Origin of the sequence: Intrasporangium flavum (assembly GCF_001956915.1) — a bacterium.
GTDB classification, from domain to species: domain Bacteria; phylum Actinomycetota; class Actinomycetes; order Actinomycetales; family Dermatophilaceae; genus Monashia; species Monashia flava.
The window spans coordinates 263,463-290,435 of the sequence record NZ_MLJO01000013.1; the positions used below are offsets into that span (position 1 = coordinate 263,463).

Below are 26,973 nucleotides of genomic sequence, written 5' to 3' on the forward strand. Positions count from 1 at the left end.
GGGGGCCCGTCCCCGCGCCGGAGTCATGCATTTGACGTAGGCGCTCGTCCGTTGCGGGAGCGATGTGGGGGCGCGGGGGCGCACCTAGCGTCGTAAGGGAGTCGGCGGGGCCGCACGGCCCCGACGCGTTCCACGGGTCCTGGGGGGATCATGACGATCGACGAGGCATTCGGCCGGGTCATCCGCGGCCACTGGCTGGTCATCCTGCTCTGCGTGCTGGTGCCCTTCGGAGCGGCCTGGTACATCGGCAAGAACCAGCCGAGCTCCTACGAGGCGGTGGCCCGCATCCAGATGGGCAGCGAGGCGGCGTCCTCCAACGTGCAGGCCGACGCCACGAGCCAGCGCGTCCTCGGCATCGCGACGAGCCCCGGCGTCGTGCGCCAGGCCCTCGACAAGGGCGGCCTCGACACCGACGTCGCGACCTTCGCCGCCAACAACATCGACGTGCGGCGCGTCGGCGTCTCGCCCGTCATGGAGATCGCCGTCACCGACTCCTCGCCGCGGCGCGCCACCGTCATCGCGACGTCACTGACGCAGGACGTCATCGAGTTCTCCAACGTCGGCGACCAGCCGGCCGTGGCCCAGCGGCGCACGGAGGTGCAGCACCAGCTCGACGCCCTCGCCAAGCAGCGCGAGCAGCTCGTCAAGAAGATGCCCGGCGCCTCGCCGAACGGCGTCCTCGCGCTCCAGGCGCAGCTGACGTCGCTGACGACCACCCAGGGCGAGCTGGAGCGGCAGCTGTCCGACCTCGACCTGTCCACGGCGACCACCGCGCGCGCCGTCCTGCTCGACCCGGTGCGCGAGCCGACGATCCCGCTGCCGGCGCACGTCTGGCAGCGGGCCGTGCTCATCGCCCTCCTCGGTGCGCTCTTCGGCGTCGGCCTCGCGGCCGTGCTCGAGGCGTTCCGGCCGCGGCTGCCGTCCCCGCGGGCCATCGCCCGCACGCTGGGGGTGCCGCACGTCGGCTACCTGCCGCACCGCGACCTGGCCCCGAGCACCCTGGGTGCCGCCGGGCCGATCGCCGACCGGCTCGCCCTGCTGGCGCGCCGGTACGACGCGACGCAGCTGCTCCTCGTTCTCGTGGACCCGCGCGAGGAGGCGTGGGCCCGGTCGCTCGCGCCGCTGCTCGGGCCGCAGGACGGCCGCTCGGACCACCGACTCGTCGTGCAGGTGCTCGGCCGGGAGTGGGCCGAGCCGGGGGAGCGCCCCGTGCTCGTCGTGCTCTCGCCCGACCAGGTGTCCTCGGCGGCGATCGAGCGCACGCGGGCCCTCGTCGAGGCGCTCGGCTGGCCGGTCGTCGGGCTCGTCAGCTACCCGCACGGCCACCGGCACCGCTGGCTGCCGCGTCCGACCGGGTCGGCCTCCCGCCGGGACGCGGCACCGGACACGACGCCCGAGCCCGCGGCCACCGCGCCGCGCGCCCGGAAGCCGGGCGCGGGCCGTGGGGCCGAGGCCGCCGGCGCGGCCCGTGACGGCGGCGAGACCGCGGTGTCGGTGTGGGAGTCCCCGTGGGACCGCGACCCGGTCCGGGTCGACCCGAACCGCCTCAAGGAGGCCGCCACGGTCACGGCGGTCGCGGCGGTCGCGACGCCGGCCAAGGCCTCGACGGCCGGCCCGGCGCCCGACGCGACGCCGGTGGCCCCGGCCGACGCGGGTGGACGCGCCGTCATGGCGGCCGCGCCGAGGCAGCGGCCCGACGACGACGCGCGCACGGCACCGGGCCGCGCTGCGTCGACGCCGGCAGGGCGCACGGACGGCCCGGACGGCCCGGACGGCGCGGACGGCGCGGACGCCACGAACGGCTCGCACGGCTCGGATGCCACGGGTGCCGCTGCTACGGCCCCGGTGTCCGAGGGGGTGCTCCACGGATGAGCGTGTGGCTGCGCACGGCGGGTCTCGTCGTGCACGTCGACGGTGACGAGCCCTGGACCGAGCTCGTCCGCGAGTCCTGCGCGGGGCAGGAGCTGCCCTCGCCGGCGGCCACGGCAGACATCCACGTCATGGTCTCCGCCGACGCCACGGTCGCGACCCGCGCCGGGCACCGGCTCGTGACCCGGGGCGCCTCGACCGACGGCCGCGAGGTGGTGCTCACCGACGCGTGCTCGAGCGGCCTCGACGTCGTGGTGCGCCCCCTGCCGGGCACCCTCGAGGTCGTCGCCCGGCCGCTGCGGGGCTGGCGCCAGCGGGCCCTGGGGATGGCCGCCCCCGACCGACAGGTGCTCCTGCAGCGGGCCGTGCTCGTGCAGTACCCGGCCCTGTGGTGGGCCGGCACGCGGGGTCAGGTGCCGATGCACGTGTCGGCCGCGACGGTCGACGGGTTCGCCGTCGTCCTCGCCGGGCCCGGCGGCGTCGGCAAGTCGACGCTCGTCGCCACGCTCACCGGGCCCGACGACGCGCCCGTCAGCGACAACCTCTGCACCACGGACGGGCGCACCGTGCACGGACTGCTGGAACCCACACGGGCAGAGGGCGGTTCGGGCCGGAAGATGCCCCACGGGCGCCGCGAGTCGCCGTGGGCGCGGCACGTCGACTCCGTCCGGCCGGACGCGCTGCTCGTCCTCTCCCGCGGCGACGGTGACACCGTCGAGGTGAGCCGCACCGATCCGGACGCCGCGGCCCGCGAGCTCGTCGGCGGCACCTACGCGGCCGGCGAGCTGCGGCGCTACTGGGCGTACGCGGCGACGCTCGCGCTCGGCACCGGCCGGGGCCCGGCCCACCCGGCCGTCGCCGACGTCGCCGACGCCCTGGCCACCAGCGTCCCCGTCCTCGCGGTTCGACTGCCGCGCACGCCCGGCACGACGCTGGGCGAGATCGTCGAACGGGTCCGGGCGATGGCGCCGGCCGAGGAGGTGGGGTCCTGATGACGACCCGAGTCATGCACGTGGTGACCCGATGCGTCGCCGGCGCGGGCGGCGTGGCCGTCCGCGGTGCCGTGGCGCTCGACCCGGCCCGCTACGAGAGCGTGCTCGTCACCGGCACGCGCGAGGGGCCCCTGCTCGACCGCGCCCGCGACGCCGGCGTCGAGGTCGTCGTCGTGCCCGAGCTCGTCTCGCCGATCTCCCCGCGCGAGGACGCCACCGCCTACGGCCGGCTGCTCGACCTCGTGCACGAGCGGCGTCCTGACGTCGTGCACACCCACAGCGCCAAGGCCGGCGCGCTCGGACGGATGGCCGCCTCGCGCGGCGACGTCCCCCTCATCGTGCACACCCTCCACGGCTTCCCGTTCCACGAGTTCCAGAACCCGGCCCTGCGAGCCGCCTACATCCGCATCGAGCGCCGCCTGTCGCGGGTCACCGACGCCTACCTCGCGGTCGGCACCGGTGTGGCCGTCGAGGCCCTGCGCCGCGGCCTCGCGCAGCCCGAGCAGCTGCACACCGTCGGGCCCGCCGTCGACGAGCCGAGCATCCGGCTCGACCCGTCGACCCGGGCGACGGCGCGGGCCCTGCTCGGTCTGCCGGACGACGTGCCGGTGCTCGGGACTGTCGGGCGCCTCGACTTCCAGAAGGCGCCCGAGGTCATGCTCGAGGCGCTGCGCCGGATGCGCACGCCGGCCGTGCTCGTGTGGGCCGGCGACGGCGAGCTGGCCGAGCGCACCCGCCGCGACGTGCACCGCCTCGGCCTCGACGAACGGGTGCACCTGCTCGGCAACCGCTCCGACGTCGCGGCCCTGCTGCCGGCGTTCGACGTCTTCGCCATGGCCAGCCGGTACGAGGGCCTGCCGTGCGTCGTCGTCGAGGCCCAGCAGTGCGGCATCCCGGTCGTGGCCACGGCGGTCAACGCCGTGCCCGACGTCGTCATCCCGGGCGAGACCGGCCTGCTCGTGCCGCCCGGCCGGGCCGACCTGCTCGCCGCCGCCGTCGACCACGTCTTCGCCCACCCCGACGAGGCGCGTCTCTGGGCGGCCCGCGCGCAGGCCCACCTCGGCAACCGCTACGACCAGACGACCGCCGGTGAGGTGCTCGACCGGGTCTACTCCCAGGGGCCCGCCCGGCCGCGCCGCCAGCTCGTCGGCTCCCTCGGCGCCGGCCCCGGCCACCCCGACCGTCCCGCCTCGCTCCGGACGAGGGCGTCATGACGGCCGCGCCCGCCGTCCTGCCGACCCGGCCCGGGGTGCCGGCGTCGGCGTCGGTGCTCCTGCCGTCGGGCGCGCCCGTCGTGTGGCCTTCGGAGCCCGCCGACGCGCAGCGGGCCCTCGGGCTGCCGCCCGGGTCCCCGGTGGCGCTCGCCGACCGTCGCGCCGGCGGACGGGCCCGGCTGCGCCGGGCCGCGGAGCGACTCGGCGTCGAGGTGGAGTCGGAGTACGTCGTGCTCCCGACGTGGTCGTCGGCGACGTTCGTGGCCGCCGACGACCGCGACGCCGTCACGTGGCTGCTCTCGACCTTCCTCACGACGCCGCCGCGGGTCGTGCGCGGGCGCCTCGTCCTCGAGGCGGTCCGCCGCGTCGTCGCGGCGATGACCCGCACGCGGGCCGGGGCGGCGTCGGTCCGGCTCGTCCTCGGCGCGCTCGTGCCCGGGCGCCTGGTCGTCGGGGTCCGCCGGTGACCGACATGGTCGCCCCGGACACCGTCCCCGCCGAGGCCGGTGACCTCCTCCGTGCCGCGCTGCGCGAGCACGCCGGCCCGACGACGCCGCGGCTCGTCGTGGTCGGGCTGTCCAAGGACGAGAACCCCAAGGCGACGATCCTCGTCTTCGACCCGGGCGGCGCCCGTCCGCGCCTCGTCGCGAAGGTGGCGCTGACCGCCGTCGCCGCCGTCTCCGTCGTCGCCGAGGCCACCTCGCTGCAGGCCCTCGGCAGCCTCGACCTCGGCCTCGTCGGCGGGACCGTTCCGCGGATCGTCGACATCCGGCGCGACCGCGGGGGAGCGGTGCTCGTCACCGAGGCCGTGCCCGGGACCCCGATGTCGGTGGACTACCACCGCTGGCGCGGCACGACGCGCCCCGACGCCGTCCGCGCCGACCTCGCCGGTGCGGCGTCGTGGCTGCGCGAGCTGTCCGAGGCGGTCGGCCCGCTGCCCGCAGCGTCGTCCGCCGGTGGGTGGCCCGGCATCGCCAAGCGGCTCCGCGCCCGGTGGCCGGCCGACCCCTTGGCCCGCGACGTGGCCGACGCGGTCGCCGCGACGCTGCCCGGCGTGCGGCTGCCCTCCGACGGGCCGTGGTCGGTCGTCCACGGCGACTTCTGGGCCGGCAACGTGCTGCGCACCGACGGACGCGTCACCGGCGTCGTCGACTGGGAGCACGCGGTCGTCGGCGGCGACCCGCTGCGCGACCTGACCCGGTTCGCGCTGTCCTACGTGCTCTACCTCGACCGGCACACCCGCACCGGCCGCGAGGTGCGCGGGCACCCGGGCCTCGTCGCCGGGCCGTGGGGCGAGCCCGTGCGCTACCTCGTGGCGGGGGAGGGCTGGCTGCCCCGGCTCGTCCACGGCGTCCTCGCCGAGCACCTCGAGCGGACCGGGCGCGACCCCGACCGCTGGCGCGACGTGCTGGCCCTGGGCACCGCGGAGGTCGCGGCGCTCTCGGACGAGGCCACCTTCGCGCGCCAGCACCTGCTCCTCGCGGCGGAGCTGTTCCGATGCTGACGGCTCGTACCCCGGACGCCCTCGACGGCACGGTCGGGAGCGGGGTCCGGAGTGCGGGCGTGGCAGATGTCGAGGGTGCGGACGGGACTGCGGCACAGGCCGTCCCGGGCCGCACGACGGCGCTGCCGGGGGCGCGTGGCCCGCGCCGGGTGGCCGTCGCCCTGACCTTCGCGATCTGCGCCCTGCCGCTGCTCATCCCGAGCGGACCGGGCAACACCGGCCTCGCCGACGTCGGCATCCTGGCCGTCGTCGTCACGGTCGCGGCGTGGCTGCGGATCAAGGCGGTGCCCGTCTCGGTGCCCTACCTGCTGCCGGTCGGCCTCCTCATGATGGCCGGCGCGGTCGCCGCCTACCACTCCGGCGACGCCCTGGCCCTGCTGCCCGTCGTGCAGGACGTCTTCCTGCTCGTCTGGTGCGCGTGCATCGCCAACGCGGTGCGCCAGTACCGCTGGCTGCTCGCCGTGGTGCTCCGGGCGTGGGTGTGGTCGGGCCTGGCCTGGGCGGCCGTGCTCTGCGTCGGGAAGATGGCCAACATCAGCTGGATGGCCGGGCTCAGCTCCAAGGACGGCGGGCGCGCGTCGCTGACCTTCGCCGACCCGAACCTGTGCGCGAACTACTTCCTCATCGTCGTCGCGCTGATCCTCGCCACGTCGGTGGTGCGCGGGCGCTGGGCGCGGGCCCTCGCCCTCTGCACGGTCCTGCTCGCCATCGTCTTCACCGGCTCGAACGGGGCCGCCATCGGCCTCGGCGTCATGATCGTGGTCGCCCTCGTCGTCGGCCTCGTCAAGCGTCGCGGGGTCGTCCTCGCCACGGCCGTCGCGTGCCTCGCCGGCGCCTCCTTCGCGGCGATCGCGCCGAACGTCGACCTCAACGCCGTCGGGGCCAAGGCGAGCGACAGCATCCAGGTGCTCCGCGACTCGCTCGGGCGCACCGACGAGTCGAGCGGGTCACGCACCGAGCTCGCGACCGAGACGTTCGGCCTCTACCTCGAGGGCGACCTGCTCGGCGTCGGCCCGGGCCGGACCAAGGCGACGCTGAGCGGGCAGGCCGCGCCGTACATCAAGGAGGCGCACAACGACTACCTCGCCACCCTCGTCGAGCGCGGGGCCGTCGGTGGTGTCGGGCTCGCCGTGCTCCTCGTCGTCGTCGCCTTCCGCGTCGGCCGGGTGGCGCTGTGGCCGCAGGACCCCGAGGTGCGCGCCCTCGTGCCGCGGCCCCAGTGGCTGCTCGCGCTGTGCTGCGCGCTCGCGGTCGCCGGGCTCTTCTACGAGGTCCTGCACTTCCGCCACGTGTGGGCGCTCTTCGGCCTCATCGCCGGCCTGGACCCGGGGTCGCGCGGGCAGCGGCCGTACGCACGGGTGCCCGAGGGGAGGCTGACATGACGTGGGTCAAGGTGCTCGAGCAGGCCCGGCCGCGGCTGCGCGGCGCCACGGCGCGGTCGGTGGTCGGCAACGTCGGGGCCCGCCTGGTGGCGCTGCTGTCCATCGCCCTCGTCACGGTCCTCGTGGCGCGCACGGGCGGTGCCGACGACGTCGGCGTCCTCGCCCTGATGCGGGTGCTGCCCGGCCTCGTCGGCGTCGTCGCCGCGTGCGGGCTGCCCGGCGCCATGGGCTACTTCGTCGCCGGCCCCGACGCGGGCCACCGCGGCCTGTGGCCGACCGTCATCGCGACGATGACCGTCGGCGGGCTGCTCGGCACCGCGGTCTGGGTCGTGCTGACCCCGCTCGTGCACGACCACCTCATGAGCACGACGACGACGGCCGTCGTCCTCGCGACCGGCGCGACGGTGGCCACACAGCTGCCGGTCGCGGTGGGCAAGTCCTGCCTGCAGGCGCTCGGCGACGCCCGGGGGTCCAACATCGTCACCGCGGCCGAGGAGGCCGTCTTCGTGCCGGCGTTCCTCGCGCTCTGGGTCGTCGGGCTGCGCGGCGGGTGGCTGCTCGTGGCCTCGCTGCTGCTGGCCGACGTCGTCGTCGCCGTGCACGCGTGGGTGCGGATCGCCAAGCGCGTCCACGAGCGGGGCGGCCACCTCGCCGGCCGTCCCGACCTCGCCCTCGCGCGCCGCATGGCGGCCTTCGGCGGCCGCAGCCAGGTCGGCGGCATCCTCAACCTGCTCAACCTGCGCCTCGACGTCGTCGTCCTCGGCGCGATGACCGGCCCGGCGCAGGTCGGCGTCTACGTCGTGGCCTCGAAGTACGCCGAGCTGCTCCGCCTGCCGGGCCTCGCGCTGACGTGGGTCACCTACCCGCAGTTCGCCGGTCGCGCGGAGGGCGCCCGGCACCCGGAGTGGCTCCGGGTGGGCCGGCTCGTCGCGCTGGGGGCGGTCGCGGCCGTGGTCGTCGCGGCCAGCGCCACCGTGGTCCTGCCGCTCCTCTACGGGGAGGCGTTCCGCGACGCCGTGTGGCCCGCGATCTGGATCTGCCTCGGGCTCGTCGTCGAGCCCGCGGCGGGCGTGGCCTCCGGGTACCTGCTCGGGACCGGGCGACCGGGGCTCAACTCGCTGATCCTCGGCGGCGGCTTCGTCGTGACGCTCGTGCTCGACCTGCTGCTCATCCCGCGCTACGGCTCGCTCGGGGCGGCCTGGGCCAGCGCCGTGGCCTACCTCGTCACGGACGTGCTCCTCGTCCGGTCGTGGAGACGCATCATCAGGGGGACACCATGAACACCAACGCCCGACGCCACTCCGCGCTGCCGACCGCAGCGCTGGGCGCGCTCCTGCTCGCCGGCTGCGCCGCCTGCTCCTCCGGGTCGGCGGCCTCGCCGACGGTCCCGCCCGCGGCGACGGCCACGGTGCGGCCGCAGTACGTCGCGCTCGCCGAGGCGGTGGCCGCGCACGGCGCGAAGGCCTGGATCGAGGCCGACCTCATCAAGGCGTGGCTGGCCGGCCCGGAGCCGTACGGGGCGGCCCTCGAGACGGTCGTGAAGCTGGCCGACCGGCAGGGCGTGGCCGGCGTCAAGATCGCCGACGAGCTCGGCTACGAGGACGACACCGACGCCACGACGGTCCTCGCCTTCCTCAAGTCGACGACCGCCACCCTCCACTCCCGGCTGCCCGGACGCAAGGTCGTCGTCGACCTCATCGTGCCCGAGCTCGGCTGCCTCAGCTGGAGCGGCGTGCCCGACACGGTCGCCGGGGCCGCCTCCGCCGACGGACGCCGCGCGTGCGGCGCCGCCGAGGTCGCGCGCAACCCCGCCGTGGCCCTGGCAGCCATCGACGGCTACATCGCCGGGGGCGGGCTCGACGTCGTCGACCTCAGCGCTGGTCTGCGCACCGACGGCGAGTACGCCGAGTGGGGCACCACCCGCGACGCCGCCATGGCCGCCGCGTGGGACGAGGCCTCGCGGCGGTGGGGCAGCAAGGTCCGCCTCCAGGCCCGCAAGGCGCTCGCGCACCCCGGCCCCTACGAGGGGTCGAAGGCGACGGCCGAGGCCGACATGCGCACCTACGTCGACATCCCCCTCGCGCACGGCGCCCACGCCGTCGACATCTGGACCTGGAGCCAGCCCTACAAGGGCGGCACCTACACGCTGACCGACCCGAAGCTCGCGCCCAACGACCTGACCCGGGCGCTGCTCGAGCGGCGCCGGCGCGGCGTCGAGCTGTGGACCCACATGACGCCCTCGTCGCTGCAGGTCGGCCTCGACCAGGACGTCGCCTCCGCCGTGTCCATCTTCAGCGGCGTGCTCGTCGCGTCGGGAACGGGGTGACCCATGACGATCCGCGACGCAGTGCCCGAGCCGTCCACACCGAACCCGGTGGGCGGGCGCACGGCCGTCACGACCGGAGGAGGCGCGCACGCGAGCACCGCCGCGGTGCAACGACGCCCACGCGTCGGAGCCATCTCCTGGCAGCGCCGGGGCCTCGACGTCGTCGTCGCCGGCGCGAGCCTCCTCGTGCTCTCGCCCGTCCTGCTCGCCGTGGCCCTCGCGGTGCGGATCTCGAGCCCCGGGCCCGTGATCTTCCGGCAGGTGCGGCTGACCCGCGGGCGGACTCCCTTCACGCTGTACAAGTTCCGCACGATGCGCGTCGGTGCCCCCGGACCTGAGGTGACCCGGCGGGGCGACCCGCGCGTCACCGCGCCCGGCCGGCTGCTCCGGAAGACGAGCCTCGACGAGCTGCCGCAGCTGGTCAACGTGCTGCTCGGGCAGATGACGCTCGTCGGCCCGCGGCCGGAGACGCCCGCCCTCGCGGAGCGGTACCCGGCCGAGGTCGCCTGGGTCCTCGACGAGACGCCCGGGCTCACCGGGCCGGCGCAGATCAGCCTGCGCGACGACGTCAGCGTCGTCGCGGTGCCCGGCGCGGGCCCGGCCTCGGCGGCCGACCCAGAGCTCGTGGAGCGCTGGTACGTCGAGAACCTCGTGCCGCGGCGCGTGGCCACCGACCTGACCTACCTGCGGCGTCCGTCCCTCTGGGCGACGCTGCGGGTCATCGGGTGGACGGCCCGCTACATCGTCACGGGGCGACCACCGGAGATCCGACTCGGCGGCTGACCAGCGGGTCGCACCGGGCGTTGAGGCACTCCCCGGTGCCGAGGTCGAACTCGAAGTTGTGGGCCAGGCACCGCAGGACGCCGTCGCGGATCACGGCGCCGTGCGCGAGGTCCTCGCCGGCGTGCGGGCAGTAGCGGCTGACCTCCCAGTCGCGCTGACCGTCCTCGCACCGCTCGGCGAGCGTCACGGTGTCCTCGGGGTCACGCTCGGTCTCGTAGCGCTCGACCTCGTCGAGGGCGGCCGCGTCGGCGTGCTTGAGCAGGCCGACGAGGTAGTCGTTGTAGCGGTCGGGGTCGCGCCAGGCCGAGATGCGCAGCGACAGGAACAGGTCCTCCCACCGGACGCGTCCGGTGAGCACCGCGTCGAGCCAGCGGGCCTCGACGGTGATGCGGTAGCCGGGTGCCGGGCTGCTGCCGGTCAGGTCGACGCTGCACTGCGACGGCCCGAGCTCGACGTCCCAGATGCCCCCGTCCTCGCCCTCGACGACGAAGCGCACCGTCATGCCGATGCGGTGCAGGAAGTAGTCCGACAGCGCGCCGAGCTCCTCGAAGTGCGCGGCGAAGCGCCGGGACAGCCCGCTGCCGCGGGGCGGGTCGGGGAAGCTCGCGTACACGGCGGCGACGTCACCGGCACGCCGCTGCGCGTACGCGTCGAGGTAGGCGTGGAGGTCGTCGGGCAGCCGGCCGTCGGCCGCGACGTCGTCGCGGTCACCGAGGAGGCGGAACCCCTCCCAGTGCGGGTCGGGCTCGACGACGCCGGTGCCGACGTCGATGCGGTCCCCGGGCAGCAGGCGCACGACCGTCTGGTCGCGCAGCCGCGACCGGAGGTAGGCGGCGGCCTGGCCCGTGTCGGGGAAGATCCCGGGCGGCGCGATCCGGTCGTTGTGCTGGGCCAGGGCCGGGTCGAGGAAGCACGGCGGCCCGGCGTAGGGCATGACCACCTTCGGCGGCGCGGCGCGCAGCAGGCGGCTCACCGACTTGAACTTGCCGAGGCGCTTGTCCGCGCTCATCGAGGCGATGACCTCCGGCGGGTACTCGTAGCAGATCGGGTGCCAGGAGGCGCCCGACATCTGCACGCCCATGAGGTCGAGCGGACGGCCCGCCTCCTCGACGGCCCGGCGCAGCTGCGCGACCGTGAGGCGGGCGTCGTTGGTGTGCAGGATCGCGTGGCCGGCGGCGTGCACGAGGATCGCCGCGTCGTGGCACATCGGCGACTGCTCCTGGATGACGGTCATCCAGTCGCCGTGCCGGTTGAGCGCGAGCCGCTCCCACCGGTCCAGCTCGATGACGACGTTGCGGATCCCCGCGGCGCGGATGCGCGAGATCATCTCCGGCGCCGGGTAGCGCGGGATGACGATGCGCACGTTCTCGGGCAGGATCCGCAGCAGGTCGAGGTCGAGGTGGTCGAGGTGCTCGTGGGAGATCGCGACCCAGTCGGCCTCGAGCACGTCGGGCCGCAGCAGGTGCGAGTTGTCGGGGAACGGGAACCACGACCCGAGGAAGGCGCCCTGTGGCGACATCCAGGGGTCGCAGAGCATCGTCAGGTGCGGGGCGTCGATGCGCAGCCCCGCGTGTCCCAGTGAGGTCACGACCGGCGCGTTCATGCCTCGATCGTGCGTCGGCCCGGTCGCGAGGGGCACCGCCGCGCGGACGACCCCGCCCTACAGCAGGTGCAGTAGGGCGGTGGGTGCCGGTGAACCCGCGCGACGCCGCGCCGGTCGACAGGGCATGCTGTGGTGCGACGGACAGGGGAGCGAGACCGACATGGAGCACGTGGAGCGTGACGGGCGGCCGGCCGGCGAGGAGGCCGCCCTGCTGGAGCTGCACGCCACCTCGGCGGCGCTGCGCACCCGCGTCGAGGGCCTCGTCCTCGATTTCCGGTCCGGTCGGCCCACGCCGGGTTTCCGGCTGCTGGGTGAGGGCCTGGAACAGATCGACAGCGGGCTCTCCGCGCTCGAGCCGACAGCCCGCTCGAGCGTCTTCACCATGCAGCCGCTGCTCTTCTGGGACCCCCGCAACGCGATGATCGACCTCGATGGCCAGACCCGCCTGCGCGGCCTCGACATCTGCATGATCACCAGCGGGCGCACCGCCGCGGCCTACCCGCTCCTGAGCTCGGAGATGCCGCACGTGCGGATCGGGCACGCGCCCACGCAGTTCATCCTCATCGACCGTGGCACGGCCGTCGTGGGCGGCCCGCCCAGCGACGGCGGGTACCCGTCCGCCTGGCTGGCGACCCGCGCCGACGTCCTGACGCTGGTCCGGTCGGTCTGGGACCAGGCGCTGCCGATGTCCCGGCCAGGGGTCCCCGACGGGGCCGAGCCACCGTTCACGCCGCGTCAGTGCCTCGTCGCCCGACGGATGGTGCTGGGGCTCAAGGACGCCGCCATCGCGCGCGAGCTCGGGGTGTCGGTCCGCACGGTGGCCGCAGAGGTGGCGGCGCTGCTGGACGGGCTCGGCGTGGCTTCACGTCCGGCGGCAGCGCTCGTGCTCCGGGGTGGGAGCGACCGCTCGGCCGAGGGGCGCCGGCGGGCACCCGTCGTCGACGAGCCCTGAGCAGGGGCGCGGCGTGCCGGGCGGTGGCGGCTAGACCGGTACGAGGCGCAGGATGACGTCGGCCTGGTCGTCGGAGACGTAGACGTCGCCGTTCGGGGTGACGAGCAGGCCCTGCGGCTCGACGAGGCCGGAGCGGGCGAGCACGGTCGGTGCCCCACCGCCGGCCGGCCAGCGTCGGAGGTCGTGGTTGACGTGCCGCACGTCGGTGACGAGCAGGGCGCCGGCTGCGTCGAACGCCAGGTCGTCGGGCATGCTCGCGCGGGCCACCCGGGTCCGGCTGCCGCCCGCTCCGAGGCGCCAGACGTCGCCGCCGCACTCGTCGGCGACGTACACCCGGCCGTGGGAGTCGACGGCGGCGCCGACAGGGTGGACGAACCCGCGCGCGAGCGGCGTCAGCGAGCCACCTTGCGGTGCAAGGCGATAGATCGTCCCGGTCACCGGGTCGGGGACGATGAGCGTGAGGGTCGTTGCGTCCCAGGCGATCCCGTCGACGCCACCCCGACAGGTCGCCTTGACCGGTTGCCCGGGCAGCGTCGCGAGGACGCGCGGTGCCGACCGGCCCGCCGCGAACGACAGCACCCGGTTGGTGTTCTCCTCGGCCACGACGAGCGTGCCGTCGGACAGCTGGACGAGCCCCTCCGGGCCGTCGAGGCCGCGGTGCACGACACGCGTCGAACCGTCGGCGGCCAGACGCGTGACGGTGCCGTTGGTGTAGTCGCTGTAGAGCAGGGCGCCCGTCGGGTCGAGCGCGAGGTCGTCGGGATGGTCGGCGCCGTGGTGCACGACGCTCGTCCGGTACCCGCGTGGAGCGAGGGCAGTCGGCGTCGGGGCGGGCGGGGACGACGTGACTGCCGTCGTCTGGGTCGCACCCGGGGCGGAGGTGCTCGCCGGCGGCGTGCCGGCCGGACGCGTCGAGGAGGAGGTGGCGGACGCGTCGGCAGAGGGCCCCGGGACGGCTGCGCTGCAGGCGACCAGACCGGCGCACACCACGGCACCGGCCACGGCCGGGGCCACGGCCCGTGGCACCAGGGAGAGGCCGACGCGTCCGCGCACGCCCCGAGGCTAGGTGGCGCTCCTGTGCCGGTCCCGTGAGCAGGCTACGAGCCGCCGTGGGGTCCGGCGCCGCGCGCCCGGAGGGGTAGCGGAGCGGCCCTCGTGGTCGGGGCACCCGCGCGGACCCGGTAGACTGGATGACAGCGACCCGCCCAGTTCTGCCTCGGGTCGCCTCTTCTGCGCCTGGCGCCCCGCGCCGGCCCGTCGATTCGCTCTTGCGCCGCGACCCCTCGATGACCGAGGCCCCTCGCGCCGGGCAGAACGACCACATCCACGTTCTGGAGTACCCACCTGTGTCCACTGACACGACCTTCGCCGCCCTCGGCGTGCCCAGCTCCCTCGTCGCGGTCCTCGACGACCTCGGCATCACCACCCCGACCCCGATCCAGGCCGCGACGCTGCCCGACTCCGTCGCCGGTCGCGACGTGCTCGGCCGCGGCCGCACCGGCTCCGGCAAGACCTACGCCTTCCTGCTGCCGCTGCTGACGCGCCTGTCGCAGTCGGGCCGCCGCCCGCAGGCGCGCCGTCCCCGCGCGCTGGTGCTGGCCCCGACGCGTGAGCTCGCCACCCAGATCGAGGCGTCCATGGCGCCGCTGGCGCGCGCGCTCGGCCTGAGCTCGCAGACCGTCTTCGGCGGCGTCGGCCAGAACCCGCAGGTGCAGGGCCTGCGCAAGGGCGTCGACGTCGTCGTCGCCTGCCCCGGCCGCCTCGAGGACCTCATGCAGCAGGGCCACGTGTTCCTCGACGCCGTCGAGATCACGATCCTCGACGAGGCCGACCACATGGCCGACCTCGGCTTCCTCCCCGGTGTGCGCCGGATCATGGACAAGACCCCGCGCGACGGCCAGCGGCTCCTGTTCTCGGCGACGCTCGACGGCGCGATCAACGTGCTCGTCAAGCAGTTCCTCACCAACCCCGTGACGCACCAGGCCGACTCGGCCCAGTCGCCGGTGTCGACGATGAGCCACCACGTGCTGCACGTCGACAACGGCGCGCACCTGCCCGTCATCGTCGACCTCGCCGCGGCGCCGGGTCGCAAGGTCGTCTTCACGCGGACCAAGCACCGCGCCAAGAAGCTCGCCAAGCAGCTGAACGCGTCGGGAGTTCCGGCCGTCGAGCTGCACGGCAACTTGAGCCAGGGCGCGCGCACCCGCAACATGGACGACTTCCACTCGGGCCGGGCGCAGACGCTCGTCGCCACCGACATCGCGGCCCGCGGCATCCACGTCGACGACGTCGCCCTCGTCATCCACGCCGACCCGCCGGTCGAGCACAAGGCCTACCTGCACCGCTCCGGCCGCACCGCCCGCGCGGGCAACGCCGGCACGGTCGTGACGATGATGCTCGACGAGCAGGTCCGCGACGTGCGCGACCTGACCCGCAAGGCCGGCATCCGCCCGACGACGACGCGCGTCGCGCCGGGACACCCGCTGCTCGAGGAGCTCGCCCCGGGCGAGCGCTCCTTCGCGGGCGCGCTGGTGCGCGAGGAGGCCCGTCCGGGCGCCCGTGCCGGTGCGGCAGCGGGGGAGTCCTCCGGCCGGGGTCGTGGCCGCGGCCGTGGTCGCGGTCGTGGTGCCCAGTCCGCCGAGGGTGCGGCCGCGGGCGGCGCTCGCGGCACGGGTCGCTCCGGTGGGCGTGGTCGGGGGCGCTCCGGTGCCGGGACGTCCGAGTCGCGTCCCGACTCGCGTCCCGACTCGCGCCCCGACTCGACGGCCGGATCGCGCTCCGGCGCCTCCCGGTCCGGCGCTCGTCGCTCCGGTGCCCCGTCGGGCCAGGGGCGTCAGGGTGGCCAGGGCGGTTCCGGCCGCTCCGGCGGCTCGGGGCGTCGTGGCGGCTCGACGACCGTCTACTCGACGAGCAGCGGCGGCAGCGCCGCGGCCTTCTCGGCCGGCACCCGCGCCGGGTCGCGCCGCTCCCGCTGACCTCCCGGGCTGCTCGGCCCGGGCGAGGCGGGACCGGCGTGCTGACGCCGAAACCCTTGCGGTGACGCGCCGGTCGGGGTTCCACTGGGACCGTGGGACGTCCTTCAGCCGTGGCGCTCGTCGTGCTGGCCCTCGTGGCCGTCGTCGTGACGGTCGACGTGCTGTTCTTCCGCAACCACTTCTGGGAGCGGCTGGCGGTCAACGTCGGGATCGTCCTCGTCTTCGGGGCGTTCTACCTCCGTTTCGCCCGCAGGTCGTGACCCCGCGCCCGGCAGGACCCGCGGGTCACGTGGCGGTCCGTGCCGGTGGGCTCGCGCGCCTGCGGCCGCCCGGCGCGCTGCGTGGCAGGCTGGGCGCGTGCCTTCGCGACTGCGGTTCACCCTGAGCCAGTTCGGCTCCAAGTCCGGTGGGAAGGACGCATTGTCCTCCCTCCTCGACGCCCCCTCCCTGCCGGGCGCGGGCTGGAGCGTCGTCGACGAGCGCACGTGGCTCACGGGCCGGCAGCGGCCGGCCGAGCCGTGGGCGCAGCGTGCGGCGGCCGCCGGCAGCGTCACGGCGTGGCGGTCCCTGCGCTCCGGCAGCCGGTCCCTGTGGGTCCAGGTGGTCCCGGCGGCCGGCGCCGACGACGCCCGCGCCGCCCTGACGGCCGTGCCGACGGCGCTGCTCGCCAACCAGCGCGCCCAGGTCCGTCTCGAGTCCGAGGCCGACGTCGAACCACCCGTCCTCGCCGGGGCGGACGCCGCCTGGGCGCACGTGCAGCACACGTCCGGGCACCCCGACGCCGGCACCTCGCTGCTGCTCTGCTGGACCTCCGGCGACCGGCTCCACGCCCTCGGCGCCGCCGGCCGCCCGGAGTGGACGTGGGCCGAGGTCGCCGCCCTCGCCGACGCCCAGACCGCCCGCTCGCGCGGCGCCTGACCCGCCCACCCGACACACCTGAGGACGGGCACCGGGCCCGGTGGAAGGATGGACGCTCGTGGCGCACACCCCTGAACGGTCGCGCGGCGGTCTCGCAGCCCTGGCGCTCGGCGCGCTCGGCGTCGTCTTCGGCGACATCGGCACCTCGCCGCTCTACGCCCTGCAGACCGTCTTCTCCGTCGACCACAACACCGTGGCGACGACCCCGGGCGACGTCTACGGCGTCATCTCGCTCGTCTTCTGGTCGGTGACGCTCGTCGTCTCCGTCAAGTACGTCGTGTTCATCCTGCGGGCCGACAACGACGGCGAGGGCGGCGTCATGGCGCTCGCCGCACTGGCGCGCACCGCCGTGCGTCCGGGCGGCAAGCGGTACGGGCTCGTCATGCTGCTCGGGGTCCTCGGCGCGTCGCTCTTCTACGGCGACAGCGTCATCACCCCGGCGATCTCCGTCATGTCAGCCATCGAGGGCCTGTCCGTGTCGACACCGGGAGTCGAGCACCTCGTCGTGCCGATCGGCGCCGCGATCATCGCCCTGCTCTTCGCCGGCCAGCGCTTCGGCACCGAGCTCGTCGGCCGCTTCTTCGGCCCCGTCATGGCGCTGTGGTTCGCCGTCCTCGCGGTACTGGGCGTCGCGCAGGTGGTGCGCGACCCGGCGATCATCGCCGGGCTCTCGCCGCACTACGCCGTGCTCTTCGTCGTCCAGCACCCGGGTGTCGCGTTCATCGCCATGGGTGCGGTCGTGCTGTCGATCACCGGCGCCGAGGCGCTCTACGCCGACATGGGCCACTTCGGTCGCGCCCCCATCCGGCGCGCGTGGTTCTTCGTCGTCTTCCCGGCCCTGACGCTGAACTACCTCGGCCAGGGGGCGCTCATCCTGCGCGACCCGTCGACGGCCGCGAGCCCGTTCTTCCACCTGGCGCCCGACGCCCTCGGCCTGCCGCTCGTCGTCCTGTCGACGGTCGCGACGATCATCGCCTCGCAGGCCGTCATCTCCGGGGCGTTCTCGGTGTCGCGGCAGGCCGAGCGCCTCGGCTACCTGCCCCGGCTCACGATCCGGCACACCTCGCGGCGCGAGCGCGGCCAGATCTACGTGCCGGCGGTCAACTGGACGCTCTTCGCCGGCGTCATCGCGCTGCTGCTGCTCTTCCGCTCCTCCGAGCGGCTCGCCACCGCGTACGGCCTCGCCGTCACCGGCACGTTCCTCATCACGACGACCCTGTTCCTCATCCACGCCGAGGCCGCGTGGGGCTGGGACCGTCGCCGCCTGCTGCTGCTCGGGATCCCGCTCGCGGCGCTCGAGCTGACGTACTTCGCCGCCAACCTCACCAAGGTGTTCCACGGCGGCTGGCTGCCCCTCGTCATCGCGATCCTCGTGGCGACGGTCATGCTGACGTGGCAGCGCGGGCGGCTGCTCGTCACCGACCGCCGCACCGAGATGGAGGGCCCGCTCGAGCCGTTCATCGACTGGCTGCACACCGACCCGGTGTCCAAGGTGCCGGGCACGGCGGTGTTCCTGCACCCCGGCAAGGTGTCGACACCCCTGGCACTGCGTGAGAACGCGATGTTCAACCACGTCATCCACGAGCTCGTCCTCATCGTCAGCACCTCCTCGGAGAACGTGCCGTTCGTGCCGGACGAGGAGCGCGTCGAGCTCGACCACCTCGGCGACCCCTACGACGCCATCACGCACCTGACGCTGCGGTTCGGGTTCCAGGAGGAGCAGGACGTGCCGCGGGCCCTCGCCCTCGCGCGCGACCAGGGCATCGTCGAGGTCGACCCCGACACCGCCTACTACTTCCTGTCGCGGATCTCGGTGAACCGCGGGCCCGAGCCGACGATGCGGGCCTGGCGCAAGCGGCTCTTCCTGGCCCTGGCCCACAACGCGGCCTCGCCGACCGGCTACTTCAACCTGCCCGAGGACCGCACCGTCTCGATGGGGGCCACCGTCACCTTCTGAGCCCGGGCGCATGGTGGGCGCGTCCACGATGACGACCACCATTGCCGTCGGCGGCGTCGCGCCGTGCTCGAGCAGGCCGCAGCGCGCCGTTCGTGGTCGCCATCCCGGACCCGACCTCCCGTTACTGTCGGACGCGTGACGCCGCCCGCCGAGAGTCCCGTCCGCCCCCGCCGGCCCGACCACCGCCACGCGGACGCGATCGCCTGGGCGCAGGAGCAGATCGACGCGCCGGTCACCTCGGTCCGGCCGCTGGAGGGCGGGCTCACCTCGACGATGCTCGAGCTGTCCGACGCGTCGGGCCGCGGCCACGTGCTCCGCCTCATGACGAACGAGCCGTGGCGCACCCACGGGGCCGAGCTGACGCGTCGGGAGCGCGCCGCGCAGGAGGCCGTGGCCGACACGCCCGTGCCCGCGCCGATGAGCGTCGCGCTCGACGCCGACGGTGCCGAGGCGGGCGTGGCCGCCCACCTCATGACGCGCCTGCCGGGCGCGCCGACGCGTGAGGTCGACGTGGCGACGGTCGAGGCGATGGCGGGCACCCTCGCCACCGTCCACGCGGTGCGTCCCGCCGAGCCCTTCCGCACGTACCAGTCGTGGGCGTGGGAGGCCAAGCGGGTGCTGCCCGCGTGGACGCGGCACCCGGCGTCGTGGACGCGGGCCTTCGAGGTGCTCGCGCAGGAGCCTCCCGGATACTTGCCGACCTTCCTGCACCGCGACTTCAGCCACCGCAACCTGCTCTGGAGCGACGGACGGGTGTCGGGGGTCGTCGACTGGGTCGAGGCCTCGACCGGGCCCGCGTGGCTCGACGCGGCGCACGCCGCCACCACCCTCGCGCTCGCCCACGGTCCGGCCCCGGCGCGGGCCTTCCTCGACGCGTACCGGCCCCTGGCGCCGGAGGAGCCGTCCGCCTTCTGGCTCGTCATGGACGCGGTCGGCTTCCTGCCTCCGCCGGGGCGGGCGCCGCTCTTCTCCACCCCGACCGAGCTGGCACGCCTGGACGCCTGGCTGCACGAGGTGGTGGCCCGATGATCGACGACTTCGCCCGGACCTACCTCCACGACGCGCTGCGGTGGGTGCGCGAGTCGATGCTGACCAAGCTCGACGGCCTGTCGGAGTACGACGCCCGCCGCCCGCTGACGAGCACCGGCACCAACGTGCTCGGCCTCGTGCGGCACCTCGCGATGAGCGAGGCGGTCTACCTCGGCGCCGTCCTCGACCGCCCCCTCCAGGGCATGCCGCGCTACGACGACCCCGGCTACACCAACCGCGACCGGCTCTGGGTGCCCGAGGACCTCTCGCGCGCCGACGTCCTCGAGGAGTACGAACGGGCCTGCCGGCACGCCGACGCAACCATCGAGGCGCTGCCGGTCGACGCTCCCGGCTTCGTCCCGTGGTGGCCGCGCCCGCACGTCATGCTCTTCAACGTCCTGGTCCACGTGCTCACCGAGACCAACCGGCACGCGGGCCACGCCGACCTGCTGCGCGAGCAGCTCGACGGCGTCACGAGCCACGACGCAGGGCCCGTCTCCGAGGAGGAGGATGCCGACCGGGCGCGCCACCGGGGCCGCGTCGAGCACGCCGCCCGGGCCGCGCAGGAGCGGGCGGACGCGCGTCGGGAAGATACCCATGGGGGTATGAGTTAGCATCGGTGGCAGTGACCGACGCACACCCGGAGGAATCCGTGATCTTCACCCAGTACTACCTCGACTGCCTGTCGCAGGCCTCCTACCTGGTCGGCGACGAGAGCACCGGCCGTGCGGTCGTCGTCGACCCGCGCCGCGACGTCGCCGAGTACCTGGCCGATGCCGAGGCGCGGGGCCTGCAGGTCGTCGGGGTCGTCAACACCCACTTCCATGCGGACTTCGTCTCCGGCCACCTCGAGCTGGCCCGCGCGACCGGCGCCTGGATCGGCTACGGCGAGGGCGCGGCCACCGACTTCCCGGTGCGCCACCTCGCCGACGGTGAGCGGATCTCCCTCGGCGAGGTGACGCTCGAGGTCATGGCCACGCCCGGCCACACGCCCGAGTCGATCTCGGTGCTGGTCTTCGAGCACGCCGACGACGACGTCGCCTACGGCGTCCTCACCGGCGACGCCCTCTTCATCGGCGACGTCGGCCGGCCCGACCTGCTCGCCTCGGTCGGGGCCTCCGCCGAGGAGCTGGGCCGGATGCTGTACGACTCCGTGCAGCGCAAGCTCATGGGGCTGCCCGACGCCGTCCGCGTCTTCCCCGCCCACGGGGCCGGGTCGGCGTGCGGCAAGAACCTGTCCACCGAGCGTCAGTCGACCATCGGTGAGCAGCGCGCCCTCAACTACGCGTGCCAGCCGATGACCGAGGGCGAGTTCCTCGCCGTCGTCACGGCCGGACAGCCGGCCGCGCCCGAGTACTTCCTCTACAACGCGACGCTGAACAAGCAGTCCCGTGACGTGCGCGCCGTGGATGCCGCGGTGCCCGCCCTCGGCGTCGACGCGGTCGCGGCGGCCCTCGCCCGTGGGGCGCGCGTCCACGACGCCCGCGACGTGCAGGAGTTCGCGGCCGGGCACCTGCGTGGGGCGGTCAACGTGCCGGTCGACGGGCGGATGGCCGAGACCGTCGGCATGGTCTTCGCGCCCGACGAGCAGATCGTCGTCATCGCCCCCGAGGGTCAGGAGCAGGAGGTCGCCACCCGCTTCGCCCGGATCGGCTACGACCACGTGCTCGGCTACGTCGCCGACCCCGAGGCCTACCTGCTGGCGCACCAGGACGAGGTGGTCCGGGCCAGCCGCCTGTCGGTCGCCGAGGTCGACGCGGCCCGCGAGCGTCACGACGTGCAGCTCGTCGACATCCGCAACGCCGGCGAGGTCGAGGCCGGGACCGTGCCCGGTGCGCGGCACATCCCGCTCGCCGAGCTGGCCCGCCGCGCACGCGAGCTCGACCCGACGCGTCCGGTCCTCGTCTTCTGCGCGGGTGGCTGGCGCAGCTCGGTCGGGGCGAGCCTGCTGCGCTCCCGGGGCTTCGTCGACGTGTCCGACATCCTCGGCGGCTTCGGCGCCTGGGACCGCGCCCGTGCCACCGTCGCCTGATCCCGGCCCCCGGACCGGGGTGTCGTCGTGCTGATCGCCGTCCCGCTCGGGCTCGCCATCGGCCTGGCGCTCGGCGCGCTCGGCGGGGGCGGCTCGATCCTCACCGTCCCGGCCCTCGTGTACGTGCTCGGCCAGGACGCCCGCACCGCCACGACGAGCTCGCTCGTCATCGTCGGGCTCACCTCCCTCATCGCCCTCGTCCCGCACGCCCGGGCCCGACGCGTCCGGTTCGGTCAGGGACTCCTCTTCGGCGCGCTCGGCACCGCGGGCTCCCTCGCCGGCTCCGCGCTGTCGGCGTCGGTGCACCCGGACACCCTGCTCACGGCGTTCGCAGCCCTCATGCTCCTCGTCGCCACCCTCATGGTGCGACGGGCCCGGCGCGCCCGCGACACCCCGCGCGACCTCGCCCACGAGTTCGACCCCACCCTCGAGCCGATGCTGAGGCTGCGGCCGTTCTCGTGCGCGTGCCCGCGGGTGGTCAGGATGGTCGTCACCGCCACCGCGGTCGGCCTGCTCACCGGGTTCTTCGGTGTGGGAGGCGGTTTCGCGCTCGTGCCGGCCCTCGTGCTCGCGCTCGGCTTCCCCATGCCGGTGGCCGTCGGCACGTCGCTGCTCGTCATCGCGGTCAACAGCGCCACGGCCCTCGCCGCCCGGCTCGGCTCGGGGGGCACCCACCTCGACTGGACGCTCATCGGCGTCTTCACCCTCGCGGCGGTCGCCGGCAGCCTCGTCGGCGGACGGCTCACGAGCCGTGTCGACCCGCGTCACCTCACGACCGCCTTCGCGGTGCTGCTCGTGCTCGTCGGCCTCTACACGGGCGCCCGCTCGCTCGGCGTCGTCGGCTAGGTCGACGCCCTCCGACGCGTCGTGCGGGCCAGACGTGCCACGCGATCGCGACACCAGGACGCCGGGACGCCGGCGAGGACGCCCAGCGCGCCTGGGTGGCGAAAAGCAGTCGCCGCAGGCTCGCCCGGCCGTGAGACTGCCGGGATGACGAGCAGCGAGGTGTGGACCGAGCAGGACGCGGCGACCTACGACGAGGACGCCGCCGAGCAGTTCGCGCCCGAGGTGCTCGGGCCCACCGTCGACCTGCTGGCTCGCCTGGCCGCGGACGGCCCGGCGCTCGAGCTCGCCGTCGGCACCGGACGCGTCGCGCTGCCGCTCGCGGCCCGAGGTGTACCCGTCTCGGGCATCGAGCTGTCCGAGCCGATGGCGGCCCGCCTGCGCGCCAAGGACCCCGACGGACGCGTGCCGGTCGTCGCCGGCGACATGGCCACGACCGTCGTCGACGGCGTCGGCGCCCACTCGCTCGTGTACCTCGTGTGGAACAGCATCTCCAACCTGCGCACCCAGGCCGAGCAGGTGCAGTGCTTCCGCAACGCCGCCCGCCACCTGCGCCCCGGCGGCCGGTTCGTCATCGACCTCTGGGTGCCTCCGCTGCAGCGGATGTCGCCCGGCCAGGACGCCGTGCCGATGGAGATCGGGCGCGACCACCTCGTCTTCGACACCTACGACCTCGTCACCCAGGAGAGCGCCTCGCACCACTACCGCACGCGCCCCGACGGCACGGTGCACCACGGCGTCGGGCCTTCCGCTACATCTGGCCCGCGGAGTGCGACCTCATGGCGCAGCTGGCCGGCCTCGAGCTGGAGTCGCGGTGGGCCGACTGGTCCGGCGCGCCGTTCACCGCTTCGAGCGAGTCCCACGTGTCGGTGTGGCGCAAGCCCGAGCCCGAGCCCAGGCCCTGACCCGGCGGGCCGGGCCAGGGCCGGACCGACGCGTCAGAACGTGCGCGTCACCTTGTTGAGGCCACGCGGCCGGTCGGGGTCGAGGCCCCGGCTCACGGCCAGCGACCGGGCGAGGCGCTGCAGCGGGAGGATCTGAACGACGGGAGCGAGCTGCTCGTCCATCCCCGTGGGCAGCGGCACGGCCGGCGCGGGCCCGCCGTCGGGTGGCGCGCCGACGACCGTGAGGTCGGCCCCGCGCGAGCGCAGCGCCTCGACGACCGGGTCGAGGGCACGGCCGCCGGGGCCCTCCGGCACGACGACGAGCACCGGGCGGTCGGCGTCGATCATCGCGAGCGGGCCGTGCAGCAGGTCGGCGCCGGAGAAGGCGTGCGCCGACAGGTAGCACGTCTCCATCAGCTTGAGGGCGGCCTCGCGCGCCGTCGGGTAGGCGTAGCCGCGGGAGGTGGTCACGAGCTTGTCGACGAAACGGAAGCGGGCCACGACGTCGTCGACGTCGGCCTCGAGCGCGGCGTGGGCCCAGTCGGGTACCCGGCGGGCGGGCTCGTGGGGCAGGGAGGCCCACGCGCGGACGACGAGCCACAGCGCGAGCAGGCTCGAGGTGTAGGTCTTCGTCGCCGCGACCGAGCGCTCGGGCCCGGCGAGCACGTCGACGGACAGCTCGCTCGCCCGCTGGAGGGGGGAGTCGTCGGTGTTGGTGACGGCGAGGGTCAGGGCGCCACCGGCTCGGGCCCGCTCGGTGGACTCGACGAGGTCGGGGGAGCCGCCGCTCTGGCTCACGGCCACCCAGAGGACGCCGTGGAGGTCGGGCTGGCGCTCGTACGCGGTGTAGACCGACGTCGAGACGAGGCCGCAGGGCAGGCCGAGCGTCGTCTCGACGAGGTACTTGGCGTAGAGGGCGGCGTGGTCGGAGGTGCCGCGGGCGGCGAGCAGCACGAACCGGGGACCGGCGGCGCGGATGCGCGCCGCGACGGCCTCGATCCGGTCGTGCGCCGCGAGCAGGCGGGTCAGGGCCTCGGGCTGCTCGGCGATCTCGGCCGCCATGAGACCGCCGGCGTGGGTGCTCACGACGTCCCCGCGCGGGCGACCGCGGCGCCGGACGCCTCGGAGGCCGCGGCCCGGGCCGACGCGTCGGCGAAGAGCGTGGCGATGGTGCGCCGGATCGGCTCGTAGTGCTCGGCGAACGCCGTCTGCAGCCGCTCGACGTCGCGGGCCACGATGGCGTCGACGATCTCCTCGTGGGCCTCGGCGGTGCGCATCCAGTCGGAGTCCTGGACCTTGAGGGTGGGGGCCACGCGTGCCTGCACCTGCCAGAACGCCTCGGTCAGCTGGGTCACGAGGTCGTTGCCGATGGCCTTCATGAGGCGGATGTGGAAGGCGCGGTCCTCCTCGACGTACGGCTTGCCCTCGATGGCGAGGCGCCGCATGCGCACGGCGAGCTCGCGCAGGTGGGCCACCTCGACCTCGTCGAGCGTCTCGATCATGTGGGCCGAGAGGCCCTGCTCGAGCATCTGGCGGATGTTGACGAGGTCGGTCATGACCTTGCCGTCGGTGCCGGTGCTGAGCAGCCCGCGGAAGGCAAGGCTCTCGACGAGGGCGTTCATCGACAGCCGCCCGACGTAGGAGCCGTGGCCGTGGCGCACCTCGACGATGTCGAGGGCGGAGAGGCTCTTGATCGCCTCGCGCACACTGGTGCGGCTCGCGCCGATGGCGGCGATGAGCTCGTTCTCGGTCGGCAGCAGGTCGCCGGGGCGCAGGCGCTCCTCGAGGATGAACTGCTTGATGCGTTCGACCACGTCGTGGTTGCGTGAGCGAACGGGACTGGCCGTGACGTGCCCGTCCGGTCGGAGATCCGACATCTGTACCCCTTCACATCGATTCGGTAGGAGCAATCTACAAGACATCCTTCCTCTTTTGGAAGACATATGATGTACTACCTGCGTTCACGGCGCGGTGAGTCCGCGCCCCCAGCACCGGATCGGCGACCCTCACGACCGATCCCCACGGACCCCAGCAGGAGAGAACCGTGACCCGTGACCTCGCGCAGCGCGACACCCCTCTGCTCGACCCCGCCGGCCTGACCGGCGTCTCCCGACGCAGCTTCCTGCGCCTGAGCGGCACCCTCGGCGCCGCGGCCGCCATCACCGGTGCCCTCGCCGCGTGCGGCGGTCCCAGCTCCACCGGCTCCGCGGCCGGCGGCGCGGGCGGCTCGGCCGACACGATCCAGGCCACGCTCGCCTTCACCCTCTCGAGCGGCCTCGACCCGATGAACGCCTCGAGCGCCGTCGCCACCGCCGCCAACCAGCACGTCTTCGAGGGGCTCGTCGACCTCGACCCGATCACCCGTGAGCCCTACGCGGCCCTCGCCGCCGCGATGCCGACCGCCTCCTCGGACGGCCTGACGTGGACCGCGAAGCTGCGTCCCGGTGCACAGTTCTCCGACGGCAAGCCGGTCACGGCCGAGGACGTCGCGTGGTCCTTCACCCGGGCGCTCGACCCGGCCAACGCCGCCCTCATGGCCCAGTTCCTGCCGTTCATCGACTCCGTCAAGGCCGTCGGCACCGACACCGTGGAGTTCGCCCTGAAGACGCCGTTCGCGCTCTTCCCGCAGCGCGTCGCCGTCATCAAGGTCGTGCCCAAGGCGCTCACCGCCACGGCCGACCTCGCCAAGGCCTTCGACGCCAAGCCGGTCGGCTCCGGCCCCTGGAAGCTCGACAGCGCCGACGCCACGACGGGCCTGCGCTTCTCGGCGCACGACGCGTACAACGGTCCCAGGAAGGCCCGCGCCAAGAAGATGGTGTGGAACACGACGACCGAGGGCGCCACCCGCATCGCCGACATCCAGGGTGGCCGCGTCCAGGCCATCGAGGCAGTGCCCTACGTCAACGTCGCCCAGCTCGAGGGCAAGGCCCAGGTCGAGGACCGGCAGGCCTTCAACCAGCTCTTCCTGCTCTTCAACTGCTCCGCCAAGCCCTTCGACGACAAGCGCGTCCGCCAGGCGCTGCACTACGCGCTCGACCGCGACGCCATCATCAAGACGGCGCTGCAGGGCTACGGCACGCCGGCCCGCAGCTACCTCGACGAGGGCAACAAGGACTTCCAGGAGGCTGCGACCGTCTACGGCTACGACCCGGGCAAGGCCAAGGCCCTGCTCGCCGAGGCCGGCGTCAGCAACCTGTCCTTCGAGCTCGTCACGACGAACACCGCCTTCATCGTCGACATCGCGCCGCTCCTCGTCGACCAGTGGAAGAAGATCGGCGTCACGGCGACGATCAACACCGCGCCCTCGGCGTCGGTCTACGCCCCGGCCCCCGACGGCCTCGTGTCCAAGGACGGCTTCCGCGTCCTCGCCGCGTCCGGCGACCCGACGGTCTTCGGTCCCGACGCCGACCTGCTCCTGCGCTGGTACTACACCGGTGATACGTGGCCCAGGACCCGCGCCCGCTGGACCGGCCCGGCCCCCACGAAGGTCGCGCAGCTGCTCGACCAGGGCGCCGCAGCGAGCGACGCCGGCACGCAGAAGCAGATCTGGAAGCAGGTGCTCGACATCGTCGCCGACGAGGCCGCGATCTACAGCGTCCTGCACACGAAGATCGTCACCGCCTGGGACGCCAAGCACCTCGACGGCTTCAAGGCCGCCGCGACCACCGGCCTCTACTTCCTCGACGCCACGCCCAAGGCGTGACCTCCCG

General features: G+C 74.6%; 24 protein-coding genes. 20 read left to right on the plus strand and 4 right to left on the minus strand.

Annotation, left to right across the window (positions count from 1 at the left end; translation table 11 throughout):
* Positions 1 to 150 precede the first annotated feature (150 nt).
* Genes BIV28_RS11905 through BIV28_RS11945 form a run of 9 tightly spaced genes read left to right on the plus strand, consistent with a single transcriptional unit; the run spans position 151 to position 10,070 of the window.
* Positions 151 to 1,872: a hypothetical protein gene (locus BIV28_RS11905; RefSeq protein ID WP_076262058.1), complete on the plus strand. Its 1,722-nt coding sequence runs from the start codon at positions 151 to 153 to the stop codon at positions 1,870 to 1,872.
* Complete coding sequence (locus BIV28_RS11910) at positions 1,869 to 2,861, plus strand: hypothetical protein (protein ID WP_207555939.1); 993 nt, start codon at positions 1,869 to 1,871, stop codon at positions 2,859 to 2,861. Before BIV28_RS11905 ends, BIV28_RS11910 begins: the two co-directional genes overlap by 4 nt.
* Positions 2,861 to 4,075 (plus strand): glycosyltransferase, encoded by a 1,215-nt coding sequence (locus tag BIV28_RS11915; protein ID WP_076262062.1) that lies wholly within the window; start codon positions 2,861 to 2,863, stop codon positions 4,073 to 4,075. Before BIV28_RS11910 ends, BIV28_RS11915 begins: the two co-directional genes overlap by 1 nt.
* Positions 4,072 to 4,542 (plus strand): hypothetical protein, encoded by a 471-nt coding sequence (locus BIV28_RS11920; protein WP_076262063.1) that lies wholly within the window; start codon positions 4,072 to 4,074, stop codon positions 4,540 to 4,542. Before BIV28_RS11915 ends, BIV28_RS11920 begins: the two co-directional genes overlap by 4 nt.
* Before the next feature lie 5 nt (positions 4,543 to 4,547).
* On the plus strand, positions 4,548 to 5,579 hold the full coding sequence (locus tag BIV28_RS11925; RefSeq protein WP_242652960.1) for a phosphotransferase family protein: 1,032 nt from the start codon (positions 4,548 to 4,550) through the stop codon (positions 5,577 to 5,579).
* A gap of 59 nt (positions 5,580 to 5,638) precedes the next feature.
* Complete coding sequence (locus BIV28_RS11930; protein WP_207555940.1) at positions 5,639 to 6,961, plus strand: O-antigen ligase family protein; 1,323 nt, start codon at positions 5,639 to 5,641, stop codon at positions 6,959 to 6,961.
* The gene (locus BIV28_RS11935) at positions 6,958 to 8,241 is read left to right on the plus strand and encodes a lipopolysaccharide biosynthesis protein (RefSeq protein ID WP_076262068.1); all 1,284 of its coding nucleotides are present in this window, start codon (positions 6,958 to 6,960) and stop codon (positions 8,239 to 8,241) included. Before BIV28_RS11930 ends, BIV28_RS11935 begins: the two co-directional genes overlap by 4 nt.
* Complete coding sequence (locus tag BIV28_RS11940) at positions 8,238 to 9,287, plus strand: hypothetical protein (RefSeq protein ID WP_076262069.1); 1,050 nt, start codon at positions 8,238 to 8,240, stop codon at positions 9,285 to 9,287. Before BIV28_RS11935 ends, BIV28_RS11940 begins: the two co-directional genes overlap by 4 nt.
* Before the next feature lie 3 nt (positions 9,288 to 9,290).
* Positions 9,291 to 10,070, plus strand: a complete 780-nt coding sequence (locus BIV28_RS11945) for a sugar transferase (protein WP_083707277.1) — start codon at positions 9,291 to 9,293, stop codon at positions 10,068 to 10,070.
* On the opposite strand, the gene BIV28_RS11950 is transcribed toward BIV28_RS11945, so the two are convergent.
* Positions 10,033 to 11,673: a Rieske 2Fe-2S domain-containing protein gene (locus BIV28_RS11950; protein ID WP_076262071.1), complete on the minus strand. Its 1,641-nt coding sequence runs from the start codon at positions 11,671 to 11,673 to the stop codon at positions 10,033 to 10,035. The two genes, BIV28_RS11945 and BIV28_RS11950, sit on opposite strands and share 38 nt — an antisense overlap.
* 160 nt (positions 11,674 to 11,833) lie before the next feature.
* On the opposite strand from BIV28_RS11950, the gene BIV28_RS11955 reads away from it, so the two are divergent.
* Positions 11,834 to 12,625, plus strand: a complete 792-nt coding sequence (locus BIV28_RS11955) for a helix-turn-helix transcriptional regulator (RefSeq protein WP_207555941.1) — start codon at positions 11,834 to 11,836, stop codon at positions 12,623 to 12,625.
* A 30-nt stretch (positions 12,626 to 12,655) separates the two neighbouring features.
* Here the strand turns inward: BIV28_RS11955 and BIV28_RS11960 are convergent, their stop codons facing one another.
* Complete coding sequence (locus BIV28_RS11960) at positions 12,656 to 13,678, minus strand: NHL repeat-containing protein (protein WP_076262072.1); 1,023 nt, start codon at positions 13,676 to 13,678, stop codon at positions 12,656 to 12,658.
* Between the two features lie 293 nt (positions 13,679 to 13,971).
* Here BIV28_RS11960 and BIV28_RS11965 point away from each other — a divergent pair, with 293 nt between their 5' ends.
* From BIV28_RS11965 to BIV28_RS12000, 9 genes are all read left to right on the plus strand, one after another.
* Complete coding sequence (locus tag BIV28_RS11965) at positions 13,972 to 15,600, plus strand: DEAD/DEAH box helicase (RefSeq protein WP_076262074.1); 1,629 nt, start codon at positions 13,972 to 13,974, stop codon at positions 15,598 to 15,600.
* A 92-nt stretch (positions 15,601 to 15,692) separates the two neighbouring features.
* A complete protein-coding gene (locus BIV28_RS20030; protein ID WP_207555942.1) occupies positions 15,693 to 15,860 on the plus strand; it encodes a hypothetical protein in 168 nt (55 codons plus the stop codon).
* Between the two features lie 97 nt (positions 15,861 to 15,957).
* Complete coding sequence (locus BIV28_RS11970) at positions 15,958 to 16,518, plus strand: hypothetical protein (RefSeq protein ID WP_207555943.1); 561 nt, start codon at positions 15,958 to 15,960, stop codon at positions 16,516 to 16,518.
* A gap of 58 nt (positions 16,519 to 16,576) precedes the next feature.
* Positions 16,577 to 18,475, plus strand: coding sequence for a potassium transporter Kup (locus BIV28_RS11975; RefSeq protein WP_076262077.1), 1,899 nt, complete (start codon positions 16,577 to 16,579; stop codon positions 18,473 to 18,475).
* 135 nt (positions 18,476 to 18,610) lie between these two features.
* Positions 18,611 to 19,504: a phosphotransferase family protein gene (locus BIV28_RS11980; RefSeq protein WP_083707280.1), complete on the plus strand. Its 894-nt coding sequence runs from the start codon at positions 18,611 to 18,613 to the stop codon at positions 19,502 to 19,504.
* Positions 19,501 to 20,118 carry a DinB family protein gene (locus BIV28_RS11985; protein ID WP_076262078.1) on the plus strand — a complete coding sequence of 206 codons (618 nt, stop codon included), beginning with the start codon at positions 19,501 to 19,503 and terminating at the stop codon, positions 20,116 to 20,118. Before BIV28_RS11980 ends, BIV28_RS11985 begins: the two co-directional genes overlap by 4 nt.
* Before the next feature lie 11 nt (positions 20,119 to 20,129).
* Positions 20,130 to 21,536, plus strand: a complete 1,407-nt coding sequence (locus BIV28_RS11990) for an MBL fold metallo-hydrolase (protein WP_242652932.1) — start codon at positions 20,130 to 20,132, stop codon at positions 21,534 to 21,536.
* A 27-nt stretch (positions 21,537 to 21,563) separates the two neighbouring features.
* The gene (locus tag BIV28_RS11995; protein ID WP_076262081.1) at positions 21,564 to 22,382 is read left to right on the plus strand and encodes a sulfite exporter TauE/SafE family protein; all 819 of its coding nucleotides are present in this window, start codon (positions 21,564 to 21,566) and stop codon (positions 22,380 to 22,382) included.
* A 144-nt stretch (positions 22,383 to 22,526) separates the two neighbouring features.
* Complete coding sequence (locus tag BIV28_RS12000) at positions 22,527 to 23,420, plus strand: class I SAM-dependent DNA methyltransferase (RefSeq protein ID WP_341350221.1); 894 nt, start codon at positions 22,527 to 22,529, stop codon at positions 23,418 to 23,420.
* Here the strand turns inward: BIV28_RS12000 and BIV28_RS12005 are convergent.
* Both BIV28_RS12005 and BIV28_RS12010 read right to left on the minus strand, forming a co-directional pair.
* Complete coding sequence (locus BIV28_RS12005; RefSeq protein ID WP_341350222.1) at positions 23,318 to 24,349, minus strand: SIS domain-containing protein; 1,032 nt, start codon at positions 24,347 to 24,349, stop codon at positions 23,318 to 23,320. The two genes, BIV28_RS12000 and BIV28_RS12005, sit on opposite strands and share 103 nt — an antisense overlap.
* Positions 24,346 to 25,077: a FadR/GntR family transcriptional regulator gene (locus BIV28_RS12010; protein ID WP_242652934.1), complete on the minus strand. Its 732-nt coding sequence runs from the start codon at positions 25,075 to 25,077 to the stop codon at positions 24,346 to 24,348. The genes BIV28_RS12005 and BIV28_RS12010 overlap by 4 nt, the downstream gene beginning before the upstream one ends.
* Before the next feature lie 230 nt (positions 25,078 to 25,307).
* Between BIV28_RS12010 and BIV28_RS12015 the strand changes: the two genes are divergently transcribed.
* On the plus strand, positions 25,308 to 26,966 hold the full coding sequence (locus BIV28_RS12015; RefSeq protein WP_076262084.1) for an ABC transporter substrate-binding protein: 1,659 nt from the start codon (positions 25,308 to 25,310) through the stop codon (positions 26,964 to 26,966).
* Positions 26,967 to 26,973 lie beyond the last annotated feature (7 nt).